We start from the raw sequence: 19,204 nt of genomic DNA, 5'->3' as shown, positions 1-19,204 counted from the left end.
CATGACCCTGCAGCACGAGACGACGGCTCCGACCGACGCCCCGCAGCCACGGCGCCCCCCTCGACTCGACTGGCGCGACCACGCCATCTACATCGGGTTCGTGGTGGTGTTCCTCCTCTTCGCCGTGACCCTGGGCGACGACGGGTTCCTCACCGGCTCCAATCTGCTCAACATCGTGCGACAGACGGCCGTCATCGCCGTGATGGCGGTGGCGGGCACGTTGGTGATCGCCGCCGCGCAGATCGACCTGTCCATCGGCTCGGTGGCCGGCCTCTCCAGCGTGGTCACCGCGATGACCCTGTCCGCCACCGGGAACCTCCTCGTCGGTGTCCTCGCCGGGGTCGGAGTCGGCCTGCTGGTCGGCGTGATCAACGGCGGGCTGGTCGCCTACGCCCGCATCCCGTCCTTCCTGGTCACCCTGGCGATGCTCGGCATCGCGGGCGGTGTCGCCCAATGGATCTCGGGCTTCCAGCCCATCCCCATCCTGGACCGCACCTTCACCATGATCTTCGGCTCCGGGGACTTCGGGCCCATCCCGTCATTGCTGCTGTGGGCAGTCGTCGTGGTGGCGATCGGCGTCGTCGTCATGAACAAGACGGCCTTCGGGCGGCAGATCCTCGCCACCGGCGGCAACCCCGTCGCCGCAACCTTCAGCGGGGTCCGGGTCCAGCGGATCACCTTCGCCGTCCTCGTCATCTCCTCGGTCGTGGCCGCGATCGCGGGCATGCTCTACGCGGGCCGCCTCCAGTCCGGCCGCTTCCAATGGGGGACCGGGGACGAACTCTCGGTCATCGCCGCCGTCGTGCTCGGCGGCACCAGCCTCTTCGGCGGAACGGGTCGGGTCCTCGGGTCCGTCGTCGGCGCGCTCTTCGTCGGCCTGATCAACAACGGCCTCATCCTGGCCGGGCTGGACGTGAGCCAACAGATCATCATCCAAGGGGTCATCATCATCATCGCTGTAGCGTTGACCAGGAAGCGCTGACGGACTTGCAGGGTGCCCGATGGGGGCACGGTTTGAGGCGCTTACGCCCGATCACGGCTCGGGGGGCTGACCACTGTTGACCAGCGAAAGGTGCCCTGACCAGCACCGGAGACTACCGTTGACCACACCTCACCGTGTCACAGAGACCCGTCAGGTCGTCGGTTCGAGCCCGACCTGCCCCACTCCACGGCGCGGCAGTGCTCGGCGCTCGACCGCGTCGCCGAGATCGTCCTGCTGTGGCTCCCGGTCCTCGTTCCCCGCGTGGGCGGCGTGTCCGGCCCGATCGCCCACGTCGGCCTCCTTGCCGACCGAGTCGGAGGCCCGCCGACCTGCCCGTTCGTGTGGCCGGCGGACGCTCGGTACCGGCGGCCGCCTGGGCTAGGTTCGCGGCGTGAGGCTCTGGCGCCGCCGCCCGCGCACGGTCGACCTGTACCTGCCGCTGAGGCGGATCGAGCACCTGTTCGAGGCTCCCCGGATCGACCCGTTCGCGCCGGACCTGGAGGACGACGACCCGCGGCCCGGCCTCGAGCGGATGGTGCGGGCGGTTCAGCGCGCCAGGCGGAGGGCCACGGTCCGCGTGACCGTCGGGTTGCCGGCCGAGGTCATCACGCCCGGCCTCGAGGAGCGCGCCCGGGCGGCCCTGTCGCGGGAGTGCCGCCGCCGGATCGCCCTGCTGGACGACGACATCGACGGCGCCCGGCGGCTCGGGATCCGCACGCTCCTGTGGGGGCTGCTCGCCGTGCTGTTCATCAACGGTGCGGTCGGCGCCCTCGGGACCACGGAACCGGGCTCGGTCGAGGACGCCCTGTCGACCGGGCTGCAGACGGTCGCCTGGGTGGTCCTGTGGGTCCCGATCAACCTGCTGATCTACGACCTCTGGTACTACCGCCGCGACCGGCGCGCCTACCGCACGCTCCGGGATCTCGCCCTGGGCGTGGTCCCCCGCCGCAGGGCCGAGGCCGGCACGGGTCCCGGCCCGGAGGCATCCGGCGACGAGACCCGGGACTGAGCGCCTGCCCGGCTGACCGTCAGCCGGCTCTCGGCAGGCCCCGACCCGGCGGCGAGATCAGGCCAGCTTCTTGCGCAGGCCGTCGATGCCGCCGGCGTAGACACCCTGCGCGAAGGTGCGGTCGAGCTCCTCCTCCTGCCCCGCGTCCGCGTCGTACTCCGACCACCACTCGACGAACGACTCGCCGGTGTCGGTGATCGGCGCCACGCGGACCGTGGACACGTAGCGGCGCGCGTCGAAGGGGTTCGCGCCGGTGAAGGCGTAGGTGAGGGTGCGGCCGGCGTCGTCCATCGCGAGCAGCTTCTCGTCGAAGGGGTCGCCGCCGTCGGCCAGCGTCAGCCTGCGGACCGCGCCGACGGCGCCGTCCGTGCCCTCGACGATCTCGCTCCCCGCGATCGCGGGCAGGAAGTCGGGCAGGCCGTTGAAGGCGCGCAGCAGCGCCCAGACCTGGTCGGCGGGGGCCTTGACGACGCCACTGGCATAGGGACGGGGCATGGTCACTCCAACGTGTCGAGGGCGTTCTTGAAGGCGCGGGTCTGCTCGACCAGCGCGGTCTCGGTGGGCAGGCGCTCCATGGAGGACGCGCCGTAGAACCCGTGGCAGGCCTTCGTGCGCCCGAGCACGTACGCCGCGTCCTCGGGCATGGCGATCGGGCCGCCGTGGCAGAGGACCAGGACGTCGTCCCGCTCCTCGAGCGCGGCGGCGGACCACTCGTCGACCAGTGCGACGCAGTCGTCGAGCGTCTTCGCGGTCTCCGCGCCGATCGAGCCGCCCGTGGTCAGGCCCATGTGGCAGACGACGACGTCCGCGCCCGCCCGGGTCATCGCGCGGGCGTCGTCGGCGGAGAAGACGTACGGCGTGGTGAGCAGGTCCTGCGCGCGGGCCGCGGCCACGAGGTCGACCTCCAGCCCGTAGCCCATGCCCGTCTCCTCGAGGTTGGCCCGGAACACGCCGTCGATCAGGCCGACCGTCGGGAAGTTCTGGATCCCGGAGAAGCCGAGGTCGGCGAGCTCGCGCAGGAACCGGTCTGTGAGCATGAAGGGGTCCGTGCCGTTGACGCCCGCCAGGACCGGGGTGCGCCGCACGACGGGCAGCACCTCGGCGGCCATCTCGACGACGATGTCGTTGGCGTTGCCGTACGCCAGCAGCCCGGCCAGGGAGCCCCGTCCGGCCATCCGGTAGCGCCCGGAGTTGTAGATCACGATGAGGTCGATCCCCCCGACCTCCTCGCACTTGGCCGACAGCCCCGTGCCCGCGCCCCCGCCGACGATCGGCTCGCCGCGGCGCGCCATCTCCTGGAACCGCTCCACCAGCTCCGTCCGGCGGAACCTCATGCCGTCACCTCCCGCCAGGCCGCGACGACGGCGTCGGCGAACTCGGGGTCGTTGATCGCCACCGGAACCTTCCGCACCCGGGCGTGGCTGTCCAGACCGGACTCCAGCGCGGCGAGCAGCGCGGCGTCGGCCTCCGGGTCGTGGAACGGCTGGCCCGGGACGTCGAGCAGCGACACCCCGCCGGTCGGGACGAGGAACAGCGCGGGCCCGGTGAACGCGTTGATCTTGCGGGCGAGGAACGCGCCGATCTCGGCGTTCTCGTCCGGGGTGGTGCGCATGAGCGTGACCTGCGGGTTGTGCTCGTAGAACAGCCGGTCGGCGAAGCGGGCCGGCACCGTGTCCCGGGCCCCGAAGTTGACCATGTCGACGGCGCCGACCGAGCCGACGTACGGCACGCCGGTGCGGGCGACGGCGTCGAGCCGGTCCTCCCCCGCCGCCATGACCCCGCCGACGAGCAGGTCGGCGACCTCGGTGGTGGTCAGGTCGAGCACGGAGGAGACGAGGCCGTCGTCGACGAGCTTCTCCATCGCCTTGCCGCCCGTGCCGGTCGCGTGGAAGACCAGCGGGTCCACCTCGGGGCCCAGCCGCTCGAGGACGGCGGTGATCAGCGGCGTGGTCACGCCGAACATGGTCAGCCCGACGGCGGGGCGGTCCGCCCCCGCCGGGATCTCGCGGGTCATGGCCCCGGCGAGCATGTGCGCGGCGTTGCCGAGGACCAGCCGGGAGATGCGGTTGACCCCCGCGACGTCGGTGACCGAGTAGACCATCGCGATGTCGGCGGCACCCACGTACGGTGCGGTGTCGCCGGACGCGACCGTCGAGACCATCACCTTGGGCACGCCGACCGGCAACGCCCGCATCGCCGGGGTGACCAGGGAGGTCCCGCCGGAGCCGCCCAGGCCGAGCACGCCGCCGACCTCCCGCGCGGGCAGCCAACGCTCGAGCGCGGCGGCCATCGCCGCGACCGCGCTGCCCCGGTCGCCGGTGAAGACGGCGTCGACCCCGTCGGGGTGTGCCGCGGCGACCTCGGCGGCGGGGACGTCGGCGCGCGCGGCGCCCTTGTCGGAGGTGGACACGTCCACCGAGGTCACGGCGAGGCCCGCGGCGCGGAGGAGGTCCGCGACGTGGCGCAGCTCCGCGCCCTTGGTGTCGTGCGTGCCGATCACGTACGCAGGACCCACCCCTGGAGTCCTACCGCACGATCACTCCTCGCGCAGCCGGTACTCGCCGCCGTGGCCCGCGACCTCGTACAGGTCGTAGTGGTGGACGATCTTCGGGCCGCCGTGCAGGTGGACGTGCCGGACGACGGCCGGCGCCTCCTGCTCGGCGGGGCGGGTCCGGACCCGGCCGTCCAGCGGGCCGCCGACGAACCAGTAGGTGTCGGGCGGGGGCTCGTCGGCGGGGTCCGGCCGGGGCGTCCGGGCGGCGACCCAGTCGTCCCAGTCCTCCTCCGAGGCTGCGGGCATCCGGCCACGGTACGTGACGGCCCGGCGACGGCGCACGGCACACACGGGACGGCCCCGCCACCGGGGCACGTCGGTGGCGGGGCCGGGGTCCGGTGCAGCTCGGGGCTGCTCGGCAGACAGTGGTGCGGGTCAGGCGACGGCCTTGGCGCGCTTGCGTGCGTCCCGGGCGATCCCCTCGACGGCCTTCGCCCCGGCGGCACCGGCGGTCGAGCCGGCCTCGGCGGCACGGTGGGCGACGTCGCTGCCGAACTTCGACACCTGCTCGCCGGCGTGGGCGGCGAGCGCGGTCAGCTGGTCGACGTAGCCGGGCGCCTGCTTGCGGGCCTTCTTCGCGGCCCTGCGCGCGCTCTTCTCCCACTCGGCGCGCTTCCTGTCGGCCGCCTTCTCCCACTGGGCCCGCTTCTTCGACGCGGCCTTCGCCCAGGCGTCGCCCTTCCGGTCCGCGAGCTTCTCCCAGGCCTTCCCGCGCCGGTCGAGCTCCTTCTGCCACTCCGCGCTGCGCTTGTCGACCTCCTTGCGCAGCGCCGCGCCGCGCTTCTCGGCCTTCTGCGCAGCCTTGGCGGCGCGCTTCGACAGGTCGTCGCCCCACGTCGACGCCTGTTCGGACGCGGTGGCGGCCCAGCCGGAGGCGCGGTCGGACGCCGTCGCGCCCAGCGCCGACGCGGTGGCCCCGAGGGCGGCGGCGCGCTCGGACGCGGCGGACCCCAGCTCGGCGGCCCGCGCCTTCACCAGCGGCGTCTTCTCGGCGACGGTGGCGGACAGCGACTCCGTCAGCGCCGACGCCCTGCCGGCCAGGTCCGACCCGGTCGACGCCCCCGACCCGCCCAGGCCGGACACCAGGCCCGACACCGAGTCGGTGGCGCTGTGCGCGGCGTCGGACAGGGCCTCGGCCCGCTTCTCCAGCGCGGCGGAGGCGACCTCGGCGGCCTTCCGGCTGCGCCAGGCCACGGACGGCTTGCCGTGGGTGTCCGCGGCCGCGATCATCAACCCGCCGAGCAGGCTGACGTTCTTGAGGAAGTGGATCTGCTGGGCCTGCTTCGCCTCGGGGTCGCTCTCCTCCCAGAAGCGGTGCCCGGCCAGCGTGGTCGGGATCAGGGTGGCGGCGAGCACGGCCGAGGAGGTCCGGGGCAGCTTGCCGAGCGCCAACAGCGTCCCGGCGGCCACCTTGGCGCCGGCCTCGACCTTCACCAGCGTCTCGTTGTCGGGGCGCTTCTCCAGCGGGGACAGCTGCACGGCCTTGTCGATCGCGGGTGCGGCGTAGTCCAGGACGGGCTTGGCGGCCTCGGCGTGCGCCTGGGGTTGACGCAACGCGTTGATTCCGCCCGAGATGAAGATGGCGGCCAGCATGGGGCGGGCCACACGACGCAACAGAGGCATGGGGCCGCGTTCCCCACGCTCGCGTGTGGCAAACACGGGTACCGCTGGCGGGGGACCCGTCCGGTTCGGAATCATGCCGGGGTGGCGAGACATGCGATCGGGTTGGACATCGGCGGCACGAAGGTCGCCGGCGCCGTGGTGACCGAGGACGGGACGGTCGTCGACGAGCTGACCGAACCCACCCCCGCCACCTCGGACGCCCCCACGATGTCGCGCCTGCTGCTCGGGATGATCGAGACGCTGCGCGGGCGCAACCCCGAGGTGCTGGCCGTCGGCGTGGGCGCCGCCGGGACGGTGGAGTGGCCGGGCGGGCGCATCCTCTGGGCGCCGAACAACGCCTACCGGGACTGGGCCGTCCGCGCCGAGATCGAGGAGGCGACGGGCCTGCCGGCGGTCGTCGACAACGACGCCAACGTGGCCGGGCTGGCCGAGGCCCGCCTCGGCGACACCCTCTACAAGGAGATGGTGCTGGTCACCGTCGGCACGGGGGTGGGCAGCGGGATCGTGCTGGGCGGGCACATCTACCGCGGCCCGCGCGGGCTCGGCGCCGAGCTGGGGCACGTCATCGTCGACCCGGACGGCCCGCGGTGCGGCTGCGGCAACCACGGCTGCCTCGAGTCGCTGGCCTCGGGCACCGCGTTGACCCGCACCGGCCGTGAGGCCGCCGCCGCGGAGCCCGACGGCCTGATCGCCCGGCTGGCCCGCGAGAAGAACGCCGAGGTCACGGGGCAGATCGTCACGGAGGCGGCGCTGCAGGGAGACCCCACGGCCCGGCGGCTTTTCCAGACCCTGGCCCGGTGGCTCGGCATCGGCATCGCGTCGGTCACCACCATCTTCGAGCTCGACGCCGTCGTGATCGGCGGCGGCGTCGTCGACACCGGCGAGCTGCTGCTCGCCCCGCTCCGCGAGGCGGCCGCCGAGTTCGCCTACGCGAAGACGGTCCGTCCGCTGGTCCCGGTGCTGCCCAGCACGTTCGGCAGCGCCGCGGGCAAGATCGGGGCCGCCCTGCTCGCACTGGATCACGCGGAGGAGCGGAGCACCCGTTAGCGTGACCGCGTGACCCTCCTCCTCGGCCCCGTCCTGCGGCACGTCGGCGAGACCACGGCGGTCGTGTGGGTGCAGACGGCGGGGCCGGCCACGGTCGAGGTGCTGGGCTGCCGCGCGCGGACCTTCGAGGTCGCCGGGCACCACTTCGCGCTGGTCACGGTGACCGGGCTCGAGCCCGACGCGCGGATCCCGTACGAGGTGCACGTCGACGGCGAGCGGGCCTGGCCGCTGCCGCACAGCCCCTTCCCGCCGAGCGTGGTCCCCACCCGGGGACCGCGCTCCGCCGGCCGGGCGCGGATCGTGTTCGGCTCCTGCCGGTACGTCAAGGTCTCCGACCGGAAGCAGGCCGCGCTCTACGGCATCGACGCGCTCGACGCCTACGCCGCGCGGATGGCAGGCGCCCCCGCCGAGGAGTGGCCCTCGGCGCTGCTGCTGCTCGGCGACCAGGTCTACGCCGACGAGCTCACCCCGCAGACCCGCCGCCGGATCGCCGGCCGCCGGGACCGGCACCCCGACTGGCCCGCGGACGAGATCGTGGGCTTCGACGAGTACGTCGGGCTCTACCGGGACTCCTGGATCGACCCGGAGATCCGCTGGGTGATGTCGACCGTGCCGACGGCGATGATCTTCGACGACCACGACGTGCGGGACGACTGGAACACCTCGGCCGCCTGGCGCGCGGAGATGGCCCGCACGCCCTGGTGGCGCGACCGCATCCGCTCGGCCCTGGCCTCGTACTGGGTGTACCAGCACCTGGGCAACCTCTCCCCGGAGGAGCTGGCCGCCGATCCGGACTGGACGAAGGTGCAGGCGGCGGAGGGGGACGTCTGGCCCCTGCTCGAGGACCTCGCCGACCGCGCCGACACCGAGGTGGACGGGAGCAAGGGCCTGCGGTTCAGCTTCCGCTGGGACATGGGCCGCAGCCGGCTCGTGATGATCGACTCGCGCAACGCGCGCATCCTCGAGGGCGGCGAGCACCTCATGCTCGGCGAGCGCGAGTTCGCGTGGGTGGAGCAGCAGGCGACCGCCCCGGCACCGGACGGCGGCGACGTCGACCACCTGCTGCTCGGCACCTCCGTGCCCTGGCTGCTCGCCCCGGCGCTGGGCGACCTGGAGACGGTCAACGAGATCGCCGCGGGCCGGCCCGGGCTGCGCGGCCGGCTCGGCGAGGCCGTCCGGCAGGCCGCGGACATGGAGCACTGGCCGGCCTTCCGCGCGTCCTTCGACCGGCTCGCCGAGCTGGTCGGGCGGGCCGCCCGGGGTGCCGAGGGCCCGGCGGGCCCCGCGACCGTCACGGTATTGTCCGGTGACGTGCACCACAGCTACACGGCCCGGGCCGAGCTGCCCGGCGTGCCCGCGAGCGCGGCGCGCGTCCACCAGGTCGTCTGCTCCCCGGTGCACAACCACGTGCCGGGGGCCGTGCGGGCCGCGTTCCGGCTCGCCTGGTCGAGGCCCGCCGCCGCGTGGGCCCGGGCCTGGGCCGCGCACCACGGCGCCCCGGCCCCCGGCCTGCACTGGGACCGGGTCGGCACCCCTCTCTTCGGCAACCACATCGCGACCCTGCTCGTCGACGGCAGGCGCGCCGAGGTGATCTTCGAGAAGCCCCGGTCCGCCGCCGCGCTCGACGAACGGGCCCGCGTGACCCTCAGCGCGGAGGCTGCTGCATGAGCACGCTCGGACACCCGGGACCCGGCGCGGTACCGCTGCGCGGCGACGAGCCCCCCGAGACGGACGGTACCGGCGCGCTGGCCGGGCAGACCGTGGTCCTGCGGCCCACCGAACCGCGGCACGTCGGCGAGTTCCTGCAGATCCTGCGGCACCCCGAGGTCGAGCGCTGGTGGGCCGGCTACGACCTCGAGCGGGTCCGCCGGGAGCTGCTCGGCCCGCACTGCTATGCGGTCGAGGCCTACCGCGAGACCGTCGGGCTGATCATGTTCCACGAGGAGGAGGACCCCGACTACCGGCACGCCGGCATCGACGTCGCCCTGCATCCGGACGCGCACGGGCAGGGCCTCGGCGCCGACGCGGTGCGCACCCTCGCCCGCCACCTGTTCGACGTGCGCGGGCACCACCGGATCGTCATCGACCCCGCGGCGACGAACGAGCGCGCGATCCGCAGCTACGAGCGGGTCGGGTTCCGGCGGGTCGGCGTGATGCGCGCGTACGAGCGGGGCGCGGACGGCACCTGGCACGACGGGCTGCTCATGGATCTGCTCCCCGAGGACCTGTAGCGAGCGCGGCGAGCCCGCTCACGAGCAGCTCCAGCCCGAACCGGAACCGCTCCTCCTCCGTGCCCGACATCAGGTGCGGCAGCAGCGAGACGAACACCGGGAACCGGTCGGCGGGCAGGGCGGCGAGGAACTCCCGCGTCTGCCGGGCCTTGTCGTCCCACTGGCCGTGCCCCTCCTCGCGCTGCGCCCGCATCGCGCCCTCGACGGCGCTCGCGCTGACGTAGAGCCCGACGACGTCGGCCGACCAGGCGGCCGCCTCCTCCGGGACGCCGCCGAGGCGCAGCAGCTGCAGGGTCGTCTCGGTGACGCGCAGGGCGTTGGGCCCGAACGGGACCGACCCGAGCGCGGCGCGGGCGATGTCCCGGTAGCGCAGCAGCGCCGCCCGCGAGTCGACCCACAGCTGCATGACCTGCTCGCGCCAGCGGGCGGGGTCCGGTTCGGGCAACGGGATCTCCCCCGCGACCTCGTCGAACAGCAGCTCGACGAGCTCGTCCTTGTTCGCGACGTGCGCGTAGAGGGATGCCGCGCCGGTCGACAGCTCGGTCGCGACGCGGCGCATGCTCACGCCGTCGATCCCCTCCTTGCGCAGCACCCCCATCGCGGCCTCGACGATCGCCTCCCGCGACAGGGAGCGTCGCGCCGGCTGCTTGCGCGGGGTGCGCCAGGGCGGCTCGGGCAGGTCGTGCTCCACGCGTTCGATTCTATTTGACGCGGACACCGTTCGTGGGTAGAACACCGTTCGTTCCGAACGCCGTTCGTCCTGGGGCTCCGTGGAGACGCGGTTCCAGGTGGCGGCCGGGGCGGCGGGCCGCGGCTCCGGAGGGGACCCCGGCGCCGGCGGCCGCCTGAACCGGCTCAGAACGGGGTGGCGGCGAGCCAGGCGTCGAAGACCGCGGCCTCGCCGAACACCTCCAGCCGCGGGTCGGCGGCCGGCAGCCGGCGCAGGGTGGCGAGGTAGAGGACGGCGGCCGGCCCGCGGACGGCGACGGTGCCCTTCGCGTGCCCGTGCTCCCAGGCGATCCCGGCCCGCTCGCCGGCGCCGTCGGGTCGGACCGTCCACTCCCCCGCCGGCCCGAGGTCGCCGTCCGTGGCGTGGAGATGGAGCGTGACGCCCTCGGGCAGCAGCTCCCTGCCGCGGCGGGCGGCGACGAGGTCGAGCCACTCGGACAGCCCGTCGGCGGCGAGCGCGGGGTCGAGGTCGCTGTCCTGCCCCAGCGCGAGCTGCACGTCCGCGCGGTGCGCCGTCTCCTCGTGCAGCCGGCGGCGGATCCACCAGGCGGCGGGCTTCGGGCCGGTGAAGGTCCAGGCCGGCGCCTCCGGCCCCACCGCGTCGACGGCGTCGAGCACGGCCTGCGCCCCCTCCCGCAGCCACGCCACGGTGCCGTCGAGGTCGGCGGGTGGCTTCCCGCCCGGGACCTGGCGGGGGTCGAGCGCCTCCGTCACCCGCTCCGTGATCATCGTGGCGGCCCACCGGTGGCCGCGCCCGACGTGGCGCAGCAGCTGCGTCAGCGTCCAGCCGGGGCAGGTCGGGATCTCCGTGCCGTGGTCGGCCGTGCGGACCAGCTCGGCCAGCCGCGCGTTCTCGTCGAGGAGCGCGGTCCGGACGTCGAACGCGGGGGTGGTGGGGGCGGCGTCGCTGCTCATGGTCGGAACCTAACCGACCCGGACGGGCCGGCGGGCGCCACGCTGCCGGGCGGATTCCGGGACCGCAGGCATGATCCGTGATCGCCGCGGGTAAGCGGATGGCATGGCGCCCGAGCATCACGACTGGACGCGCCACGGCGCGGGACGAACCCTGCTGTGGTGGCCGCTCTCCTCGTTCGTGCTCATGGCGGTCTTCCCCGACGCCGGCATCCTCCCGATCGTGCTCTCCGGGGCTGCGCTCGCGGTCGTCGGGGTCGCGGGCACGGTGGCCGCCAGGATGCTTCGCCGACGGATCCGGGCCCGGCGTGCCGTAGGCGCCCCGTCCTCGCTCACCGACGCGGTCGGCGACGTGGTGGGCGAGGCCGTGGAGTCGGTCGAGTCGGTCCTCGAGCCGGCCGGGGACGCGGTTCCCCAGCGCCGCGCGGCCTGACCCGTCCCGCCCGCGGAGCGTGACCGGAGCCGACGCCCGGGCGTCCCGAGAACGGTCGTCGTGACGGCATTCACAGCACGCGAACGCCGGTTCCGGTGCGCGCGGTGAACGATCACGACGCGATCACATCACTCGACCGGGGACGGGCTCGCCCGGACGCCGCACCGTCCTGTTCACCCACCGTTTAGCCCGATCGAGTGGCGCGTCGAGAACGTCGCAACCTCTTTCCCGCTCGCGCTTTAGGCGAGATACGCGGTGCGCATTGGCGGACCGCGTCCCCGGAGAAGGAGAAGCGAGATGGACTTCCTGGCCCTGCTGCCGTTCCCCGGTCCCGGCGGCCCGAAGAAGCCGGCGAAGAAGCACGACAAGTGCTCGCACTCGAAGAAGTCGTGGAGCAAGTCGCACGGCAAGAAGAAGCACGGGCACAAGTGAGCCGGGTGCTCTGATGGTCGTGCGGCGGCCCCTCCCGCGCTGCGGTGGGTGGGGCCGCCGCCGTCTTCCCGACCGGTCTTCTCGCCCGACGTTCCGGCCCCCGCACTCCCCCTTTCTCCCCCGGACCACCGGAGGCACGTGAAGATGCCGTCCCCCACCGCCCGTCACCGCGCGACGAGGCGCGGTGCCCGCCGCGCGACCCGGCCCCTCACCGGGACCGAGGGCCCCGACAGCCCGGAGGGCCTCGAGGGTCTCGAGCCGGTGCACGGCCCGGCCCTCGAACCCGCTCACGGGTCGGGTCCCGGACCGGAGCCGACCCCGCAGTCCTTCCCGGCCGTGACCGTCGCACCCATGCACCCCCTGACCAGCAACGACGCCGTGGACGACCCCGACCCCGACACGCGCGTCGCGCTCGACCGCGAGCCCGCCGCCGACCCCGCCGCCGACCCCGCCGGCGACGCCGCCGCCGAGACCGCCGCCGTACCCGTCGTCGACCACGACCACGACCACGCCCACGCCCACGACCACGCCCACGACGTCGACCACGACGTCGACCACGAGCCGGATGCCGATCCGGCTGCCGAGCCGGGGGCCGTCGCCGGGCCCGCGCCCGCCGCCCCGGAGCGCTCCGCGGCCGCCCTGCTGCCCGAGGCCCCGCACCTCACCGTGCGACAGATCTTCCGCCGGTTCTGGCCCTACACCGCCGGCTTCCGCGGCCGCTTCGTGATCGGCCTGGTCCTCTCGGCGCTCAGCCCGCTGACGGTCGCCGCCAGCCTGTGGCTGTTCATGATCCTGATCGACGACGTGCTCACGCCGCAGAACTACACACTGCTGCCGTGGGTGATCGGCGCTTATCTGGCCGTCTCGGTCGTCGGTGCGGTGATCGACTATTTCGACTCGTACGTCTCCGCGTGGGTCGGTGAACGATTCGTGCTCGTCCTGCGCACCCGCGTGTTCGCACACCTGCAGCGGCTCTCCCTCGGATTCTTCGAACGGCGCCAGCTCGGCGACGTGATGGCGCGGTTGTCGAGCGACATCGGTGCCATCGAGGAGCTCGTCCTGACCGGCGTCGCGATGGCCGTGACGTACGGCGTCCAGGTGATCGTCTGCACGGCCCTGCTCTTCTTCCTGAACTGGCAGCTGGCGCTGATCGCCGTCGCGGCCGCGCCGGTGTTCGGCCTGGCGTCGCGGTTCTTCGCGCGCCGGATCAAGAGCGCGTCGCGGGAGAAGCGGCGGCGCACCGGCGGCATCGCGGCCGTCGCGGAGGAGAGCCTCGGCAACGTCGCCCTCGTCCAGGCGTACGGCCGGCAGGCGAGCGAGACCGAGCGGTTCCACCGGGAGAGCCGCGGCGCGTTCGCCGCGCAGATGGTGGCGGTGCGGCTCAAGTCGCTGTTCGGCCCGCTGGTCGGGATGCTCGAGGTCGTCGGCGTGCTGACGGTCCTCGGTGTGGGCATCTGGCAGATGGCCCGCGGCAACCTGACCCTCGGCGGGCTGCTCGTGTTCACCGGGTACCTGAGCCAGCTGTTCGGACCCGTCCGCGGGTTCGGCGAGATGGGCAACACCGTCTACGCCGCGGCCGCCGGCGCCGAGCGCGTGATCGAGCTGCTCGACGAGCAACCCCAGGTCACGGACCGGCCCGACCCGGTGCGGATCGAGCGGGCGCGCGGGGACCTGCGGCTCGAGGACGTCACCTTCACCTACCCCGGCACGGCGGGGCCCGCGCTGGAGCGGGTGTCGATCCTGGTCCCGCGCGGGCACACCGTGGCGGTGGTCGGCCCCAGCGGCGCCGGCAAGACCACGCTGACCAAGCTGCTGCTGCGCTTCTACGACCCGGAGGCCGGGTCCGTGGTGCTCGACGGGCACGACCTGCGCGACCTCGCCCTGGCCGACGTCCGGCGCAACGTCGCGGCGTTGCTGCAGGAGACGCTCGTGTTCGACGGCACGGTGCGCGACAACATCCTCTGGGGCCGCCCCGACGCGAGCGAGGCCGAGATCGTGGAGGCCGCGCGGGCCGCCGACGCGCACGAGTTCATCACCGCCCTGCCCGACGGCTACGACACCCGGGTCGGCCAGCGCGGCCGGTTGCTCTCCGGGGGCCAGCGGCAGCGGCTGGCGATCGCGCGGGCGATGGTCCGCGACGCGCCCGTGCTGATCCTCGACGAACCGACGACGGGACTCGACGCCGGCGCCGCCGAGCGCGTCCTCACGCCCCTGCGCCGACTGATGGAGGGCCGCACCACGCTCGTGATCAGCCACAACCTGCTCACGGTGACCGACGCCGACCAGATCGTCTACCTCGAGAACGGCCGGATCACCGCCTCCGGGCGACACCGCGAGCTGCTCGCGCGCAGTCCCGGCTACGCCGAGCTGTACCGGCTGCACCACCCCGGCGAGGAGTCCGCGGCAGAGCGGCTGCCCGCCGCCCTCCACGAGGAGTTCGGGGACGGGTTCGGGGCGGACCTCGAGGCGGAGCTCGACGCGGACCTCGCGGCCCTGCAGACCTCCTCCTGGCCGGCCGACCCGTGGGCCGAGACCACCCTGCTCCCGACGTTCCGCACGCCGGGCGCGCACGTGGGCCTCTCCGAGCTCGCCCCGGCGTCGGGTCCGGAGGCGCTGTCCCGCTGGGCGCTGCCCGCGCGCCGCACGACCGTGGTCGAGCCGCGGCCGGCCCCGGTGGCGGAGCCCACATCCGGACCGGACGCCGCTCCCACCGAGCGTTTCGTCGCCGTCACCCGGAACTCCGAGGTGCCAGGCGGGCGCCACCGCGCGAGGATCGACCGCGTGGAGTTCGACGGTACGGGGGTCGACGACGTGGACGGCGAGCGGACGGGCTGGAGCCTGCGCCCCGGCGGTCCGCGGTGAGCGACGCCGGGCGCCCTCGCGGGGGCGCGCGATGAGTGCGGCCGCCGTGGAGCCGGATCCGCACCCGGATCCGGCTCCCGGCGACCTGCGCGTCGCGCAGCCGGGGCCCGGCCCCGGCCTCGACGGGCCACCGCCGCTCGAGCCGGGCCGGGAGGTCGCGCCGGGCTACAGCGTGGTGCAGCACCTGCGGCGCGGCGAGGACTTCGACACCTACGACGCGTGGAGCGCCGTCCACCACTGCCACACCGTGGCGAAGGTGCTGCGGCCGGACCTGGTGGGCGACGCCCGCACCCGGCGGGGGCTGCTGCGCGAGGCCAAGCTGCTGCGCGCGCTGCGGCACCCCTACATCGTGCGACTGCTCGACCTGGTCGACGAGCGCGGCCCGAACCCGGTCATGGTGCTGGAGTCGCTGCCGGGCGGCACCCTCTCCGACGCGCTGGACAGCTACGGGCGTTTCCCGGAGACCGCGCTCGCGCACCTGGGCCAACAGCTCGGTGCGGCGCTGCGTTACCTGCACGAGCGCGGCCGGGTGCACTGCGACGTCAAGCCCAGCAACATCGTCGTCAGCGCCGGCGTGACCCGGGTGATCGACCTGGCGCTCGCCCGCGCGCCCGGCCCGGCGCCGGCCGAGGTCGGCAGCGCCCGGTACATGGCACCCGAGCAGATCCTGGGCGGGGTCGTCACACCCGCCACGGACGTCTGGGCGGTCGGCGTGGTCCTGCACGAGGCCGCGACCGGCGTCCGCCCCTTCCCCGACGGCGTCGCGGACCCCGAGCAGACCGGCTCGCACAGCCTCTCCCGCACCGACTCGACGCACCCGCGGGCGGAGCTGGGCCGGCTCTACCCCCAGCTGCTCAGGCCCGCGCCCCGGCTGCGGTCGCGGCGCCGGCTCCCGGTGCGCGTGGCGAGCGTCCTCGACGGCTGCCTGCTCGCCGACCCGGCCTCCCGGCCGACCCTCGCCGAGGTGCACACCGCCCTCGACACGCTCCTCTGAGCGTCGCCCGCCCACAGCGGGGTTCCCCTCACGCGCCCGGCTGACCTGCGACGACGGGACCGGCTCACGTCACATCACGATCTCTTGTACGTCCGATACTAGGATGTCAAACTAAATGTGCGGGGTACGTCGTCGTGCAGGAGGTCCCATCCATGGGTGACAGCGAGCTCTACGTCCCGAAGAACCCGATCCGCTTCGTGACGGCGGCGAGCCTGTTCGACGGGCACGACGCGGCCATCAACATCATGCGGCGCATCCTGCAGCGGCAGGGCGCCGAGGTGATCCACCTGGGTCACAACCGCTCGGTCGACGAGGTCGTGACCGCGGCGATCCAGGAGGACGTGCAGGGCGTCGCCATCAGCTCGTACCAGGGCGGGCACGTCGAGTACTTCTCCTACCTGGTCGAGCTGTTGCGCGAGCGCGGCGCCGGCCACGTCAAGGTGTACGGCGGCGGGGGCGGCGTGATCGTCGCCGAGGAGATCGAGCTGCTGCACTCCCGCGGCGTCTCGCGCATCTTCTCCCCGGACGACGGCCAGCGCCTGGGCCTGCCCGGGATGATCAACCTGATGATCCGCGAGTGCGACACCGACCTCACGGCCGAGCCCCCGGCGTCGTACGACGGGGTGTTCACCGGCGAGACCGCCACCCTCGCGCGGGCACTCACCCTGGCCGAGTCCGGGAAGCTGCCCGCCGACGTGCTGGAGCGGGTCAAGGCCTCCGAGAAGCAGGTCCCGGTCCTCGGCATCACCGGCACCGGCGGCTCCGGCAAGTCCTCACTCACCGACGAGCTCGTCCGCCGCTTCCGCCTCGACCAGGAGGACAAGCTCCGGATCGCGGTGCTGGCCGTGGACCCGACCCGCCGCAAGGGCGGCGGTGCGCTGCTCGGCGACCGGATCCGGATGAACGCGCTCAAGGGCGACCAGGTCTACTTCCGCTCGCTCGCGACCCGCGGCAACGACGGCGTCATCCCCGAGAACCTGGGCGACGTGATCTCCGTGCTCAAGGCGGCCGGGTTCGACCTGGTCATCGTCGAGACCCCGGGCATCGGCCAGGGCGACGCCGGGATCGTGCCGTTCGTCGACCGCTCGCTGTACGTGATGACGCCGGAGTTCGGCGCCGCGTCGCAGCTCGAGAAGATCGACATGCTGGACTTCGCCGACGTCGTGGCGATCAACAAGTTCGAGCGCCGCGGCGCCGAGGACGCGCGCCGCGACGTCGGGCGCCAGCTCGTGCGCAACCGCGAGGCGTTCGGCGAGAGCTGGGAGGACATGCCGGTCTACGGCACCTCCGCCGCCACGTTCAACGACGACGGCGTGACCGCGCTCTACCAGGAGCTCGGCGCGCTGCTCTCCGAGAACGGCCTGACCCTGCACGAGGGCCGGCTGCCGAAGGTGGACCGCAAGACCTCCACCGAGTACGCGGCCGTCATCCCGCCGGAGCGGGTGCGCTACCTGGCCGAGATCGCCGAGACGGTGCGCGGCTACCACGCCGAGACCGAGTCCGAGGCCACGAAGGCCCGCGTCCGCCAGCACCTGCGCACCGCGCGGGAGCTCGTCGGCGAGGCGGTCGACGACGCGCTGCGCAAGGCCGAGCAGGACCTGTCGTCGGAATCCGCACAGCTGCTCGACACCTGGCCCCAGGTCGTCGAGGACTACTCGGGCGACGAGCTCGTGGTGAAGGTGCGGGACAAGGAGTTGCGCACGCAGCTCACCCGGGAGACGCTGTCCGGCAACAAGGTCCCGCGGGTGTCACTGCCGCGCTACACCGAGGACGCCGAGCTGCTGCGCTTCCTGCGCCGGGAGAACCTGCCCGGGAAGTTCCCCTACACCGCCGGCGTGTTCCCGTTCAAGCGGGAGGGCGAGGACCCGGCACGCATGTTCGCGGGCGAGGGCGACCCGTTCCGCACCAACCGCCGGTTCAAGTACCTGTCGCAGGACTCCGAGGCCAAGCGGCTGTCCACCGCGTTCGACTCGGTGACCCTCTACGGGCACGACCCGGACACCCGCCCGGACATCTACGGCAAGGTCGGCACGTCCGGCGTCTCGATCGCGACGCTCGACGACATGAAGGAGCTCTACTCGGGCTTCGACCTCTGCTCCCCCACCACCTCGGTGTCCATGACGATCAACGGCCCCGCGCCGACGATCCTGGCGTTCTTCCTCAACACCGCGGTGGACCAGCAGGTCGAGAAGTTCCGCGAGGAGGAGGGCCGCGAGCCCGACGAGGCCGAGCGCGAGGAGCTCACCGCCTTCGCGTACGCGAACGTCCGCGGCACGGTGCAGGCCGACATCCTCAAGGAGGACCAGGGCCAGAACACCTGCATCTTCTCCACCGAGTTCTCGCTCCGGATGATGGCCGACATCCAGGAGTGGTTCATCCGGCACAAGGTGCGGAACTTCTACTCCGTCTCGATCTCCGGCTACCACATCGCCGAGGCCGGGGCGAACCCGATCAGCCAGCTCGCGTTCACGCTGTCCAACGGCTTCACCTTCGTGGAGAGCTACCTCGCGCGGGGCATGGACATCGACGACTTCGCGCCGAACCTGTCGTTCTTCTTCTCCAACGGCATGGACGCCGAGTACACGGTCATCGGCCGCGTCGCCCGGCGGATCTGGGCCGTGGCGATGCGGGAGCGCTACGGCGCGAACGAGCGCTCGCAGAAGCTGAAGTACCACGTCCAGACGTCGGGCCGGTCCCTGCACGCGCAGGAGATGAACTTCAACGACATCCGGACCACGCTGCAGGCGCTCTGCGCGCTGTACGACAACGCGAACTCGTTGCACACCAACGCCTACGACGAGGCGATCACCACCCCGACCGAGTCCTCGGTGCGGCGCGCGATGGCGATCCAGCTGATCATCAACCGCGAGTGGGGCCTGTCGATGAACGAGAACCCGCTGCAGGGCTCGTTCGTCGTCGACGAGCTGACCGACCTCGTCGAGGAAGCCGTGCTCGCCGAGTTCGACCGGATCGCCGAGCGCGGCGGCGTGCTGGGCGCCATGGAGACCGGCTACCAGCGCGGCAAGATCCAGGACGAGTCGATGCTCTACGAGCACCGCAAGCACACCGGCGAGCTGCCGATCGTCGGGGTGAACACGTTCGTCAAGCCCGAGGACGACGAGCCGGTCGAGATCGAGCTGGCCCGCGGCACCGAGGCGGAGAAGAAGTCGCAGCTGGAGCGGCTGGCGGACTTCCAGAGCCGGCACAAGTCCGAGGCCGAGCAGGCGATACGCCGGCTGCAGGACGTCGCCACCGGCGAGGGCAACGTCTTCGACGAGCTGATGAGGGCCGCCCGGGTCTGCTCGCTGGGGCAGCTCACGGAGGCGTTCTTCGAGGTGGGGGGCCAGTACCGGCGCAACATGTAGCCGGTCCGCACCCGCCACGCCCGTCGCCCCG

The 19,204-nt window shown here is 73.3% G+C and carries 18 protein-coding genes; 10 read left to right on the top strand and 8 right to left on the bottom strand.

The features are described from left to right. Nucleotide 1 precedes the first annotated feature (1 nt). Nucleotides 2–982 carry an ABC transporter permease gene (locus LWC35_RS11905; RefSeq protein ID WP_232870131.1) on the top strand — a complete coding sequence of 327 codons (981 nt, stop codon included), beginning with the start codon at nt 2–4 and terminating at the stop codon, nt 980–982. A 150-nt stretch (nt 983–1,132) separates the two neighbouring features. On the opposite strand, the gene LWC35_RS11900 is transcribed toward LWC35_RS11905, so the two are convergent. Further along, on the bottom strand, nt 1,133–1,273 hold the full coding sequence (locus tag LWC35_RS11900; RefSeq protein ID WP_232870130.1) for a hypothetical protein: 141 nt from the start codon (nt 1,271–1,273) through the stop codon (nt 1,133–1,135). Between the two features lie 100 nt (nt 1,274–1,373). On the opposite strand from LWC35_RS11900, the gene LWC35_RS11895 reads away from it, so the two are divergent. Further along, complete coding sequence (locus LWC35_RS11895) at nt 1,374–1,991, top strand: hypothetical protein (protein WP_232870129.1); 618 nt, start codon at nt 1,374–1,376, stop codon at nt 1,989–1,991. A gap of 57 nt (nt 1,992–2,048) precedes the next feature. Here the strand turns inward: LWC35_RS11895 and LWC35_RS11890 are convergent, their stop codons facing one another. The 5 genes from LWC35_RS11890 to LWC35_RS11870 form a co-directional block, all read right to left on the bottom strand. Then, nucleotides 2,049–2,486 carry an SRPBCC family protein gene (locus LWC35_RS11890; protein WP_232870128.1) on the bottom strand — a complete coding sequence of 146 codons (438 nt, stop codon included), beginning with the start codon at nt 2,484–2,486 and terminating at the stop codon, nt 2,049–2,051. Nucleotides 2,487–2,488: 2 nt separating this feature from the next. After that, entirely contained in the window at nt 2,489–3,325 is an 837-nt protein-coding gene (locus tag LWC35_RS11885; protein WP_232870127.1) for a phosphoenolpyruvate hydrolase family protein, read from the bottom strand. Continuing rightward, a complete protein-coding gene (locus tag LWC35_RS11880; protein WP_232870126.1) occupies nt 3,322–4,506 on the bottom strand; it encodes a Tm-1-like ATP-binding domain-containing protein in 1,185 nt (394 codons plus the stop codon). Before LWC35_RS11880 ends, LWC35_RS11885 begins: the two co-directional genes overlap by 4 nt. Before the next feature lie 21 nt (nt 4,507–4,527). Then, the gene (locus LWC35_RS11875) at nt 4,528–4,791 is read right to left on the bottom strand and encodes a DUF8847 domain-containing protein (protein ID WP_232870221.1); all 264 of its coding nucleotides are present in this window, start codon (nt 4,789–4,791) and stop codon (nt 4,528–4,530) included. Between the two features lie 129 nt (nt 4,792–4,920). Then, complete coding sequence (locus tag LWC35_RS11870; RefSeq protein ID WP_232870125.1) at nt 4,921–6,168, bottom strand: DoxX family protein; 1,248 nt, start codon at nt 6,166–6,168, stop codon at nt 4,921–4,923. Nucleotides 6,169–6,249: 81 nt separating this feature from the next. Between LWC35_RS11870 and LWC35_RS11865 the strand changes: the two genes are divergently transcribed. From LWC35_RS11865 to LWC35_RS11855, 3 genes are read left to right on the top strand one after another with little or no spacing between them, the layout of a single operon-like run. Beyond that, nucleotides 6,250–7,215 carry an ROK family protein gene (locus LWC35_RS11865; RefSeq protein WP_232870124.1) on the top strand — a complete coding sequence of 322 codons (966 nt, stop codon included), beginning with the start codon at nt 6,250–6,252 and terminating at the stop codon, nt 7,213–7,215. Nucleotides 7,216–7,224: 9 nt separating this feature from the next. Beyond that, the gene (locus LWC35_RS11860) at nt 7,225–8,883 is read left to right on the top strand and encodes an alkaline phosphatase D family protein (protein WP_232870123.1); all 1,659 of its coding nucleotides are present in this window, start codon (nt 7,225–7,227) and stop codon (nt 8,881–8,883) included. After that, nucleotides 8,880–9,446, top strand: coding sequence for a GNAT family N-acetyltransferase (locus LWC35_RS11855; RefSeq protein ID WP_232870122.1), 567 nt, complete (start codon nt 8,880–8,882; stop codon nt 9,444–9,446). Before LWC35_RS11860 ends, LWC35_RS11855 begins: the two co-directional genes overlap by 4 nt. Here the strand turns inward: LWC35_RS11855 and LWC35_RS11850 are convergent. Then, nucleotides 9,418–10,137: a TetR/AcrR family transcriptional regulator gene (locus tag LWC35_RS11850; protein WP_232870121.1), complete on the bottom strand. Its 720-nt coding sequence runs from the start codon at nt 10,135–10,137 to the stop codon at nt 9,418–9,420. The genes LWC35_RS11855 and LWC35_RS11850 overlap by 29 nt on opposite strands. A 164-nt stretch (nt 10,138–10,301) precedes the next feature. Continuing rightward, nucleotides 10,302–11,090 carry a maleylpyruvate isomerase family mycothiol-dependent enzyme gene (locus LWC35_RS11845; RefSeq protein WP_232870120.1) on the bottom strand — a complete coding sequence of 263 codons (789 nt, stop codon included), beginning with the start codon at nt 11,088–11,090 and terminating at the stop codon, nt 10,302–10,304. 103 nt (nt 11,091–11,193) lie between these two features. Between LWC35_RS11845 and LWC35_RS11840 the strand changes: the two genes are divergently transcribed. From LWC35_RS11840 to icmF, 5 genes are all read left to right on the top strand, one after another. Continuing rightward, the gene (locus LWC35_RS11840) at nt 11,194–11,520 is read left to right on the top strand and encodes a hypothetical protein (protein ID WP_232870119.1); all 327 of its coding nucleotides are present in this window, start codon (nt 11,194–11,196) and stop codon (nt 11,518–11,520) included. Between the two features lie 297 nt (nt 11,521–11,817). Then, nucleotides 11,818–11,952: a hypothetical protein gene (locus tag LWC35_RS39145; RefSeq protein ID WP_269803994.1), complete on the top strand. Its 135-nt coding sequence runs from the start codon at nt 11,818–11,820 to the stop codon at nt 11,950–11,952. Between the two features lie 351 nt (nt 11,953–12,303). Next, the gene (locus LWC35_RS11835) at nt 12,304–14,814 is read left to right on the top strand and encodes an ABC transporter ATP-binding protein (RefSeq protein WP_269803993.1); all 2,511 of its coding nucleotides are present in this window, start codon (nt 12,304–12,306) and stop codon (nt 14,812–14,814) included. Nucleotides 14,815–14,845: 31 nt separating this feature from the next. Continuing rightward, on the top strand, nt 14,846–15,808 hold the full coding sequence (locus tag LWC35_RS11830) for a serine/threonine-protein kinase (protein ID WP_232870118.1): 963 nt from the start codon (nt 14,846–14,848) through the stop codon (nt 15,806–15,808). Between the two features lie 152 nt (nt 15,809–15,960). Further along, nucleotides 15,961–19,173 carry a fused isobutyryl-CoA mutase/GTPase IcmF gene (gene icmF, locus LWC35_RS11825; RefSeq protein WP_232870117.1) on the top strand — a complete coding sequence of 1,071 codons (3,213 nt, stop codon included), beginning with the start codon at nt 15,961–15,963 and terminating at the stop codon, nt 19,171–19,173. Nucleotides 19,174–19,204: the final 31 nt, after the last annotated feature.

The organism is Pseudonocardia kujensis, from assembly GCF_021283305.1.
GTDB classification, from domain to species: domain Bacteria; phylum Actinomycetota; class Actinomycetes; order Mycobacteriales; family Pseudonocardiaceae; genus Pseudonocardia; species Pseudonocardia kujensis.
The sequence above is the reverse complement of the archived record's forward strand: the minus strand, read 5'-3'. Positions and strand labels throughout refer to the sequence as shown.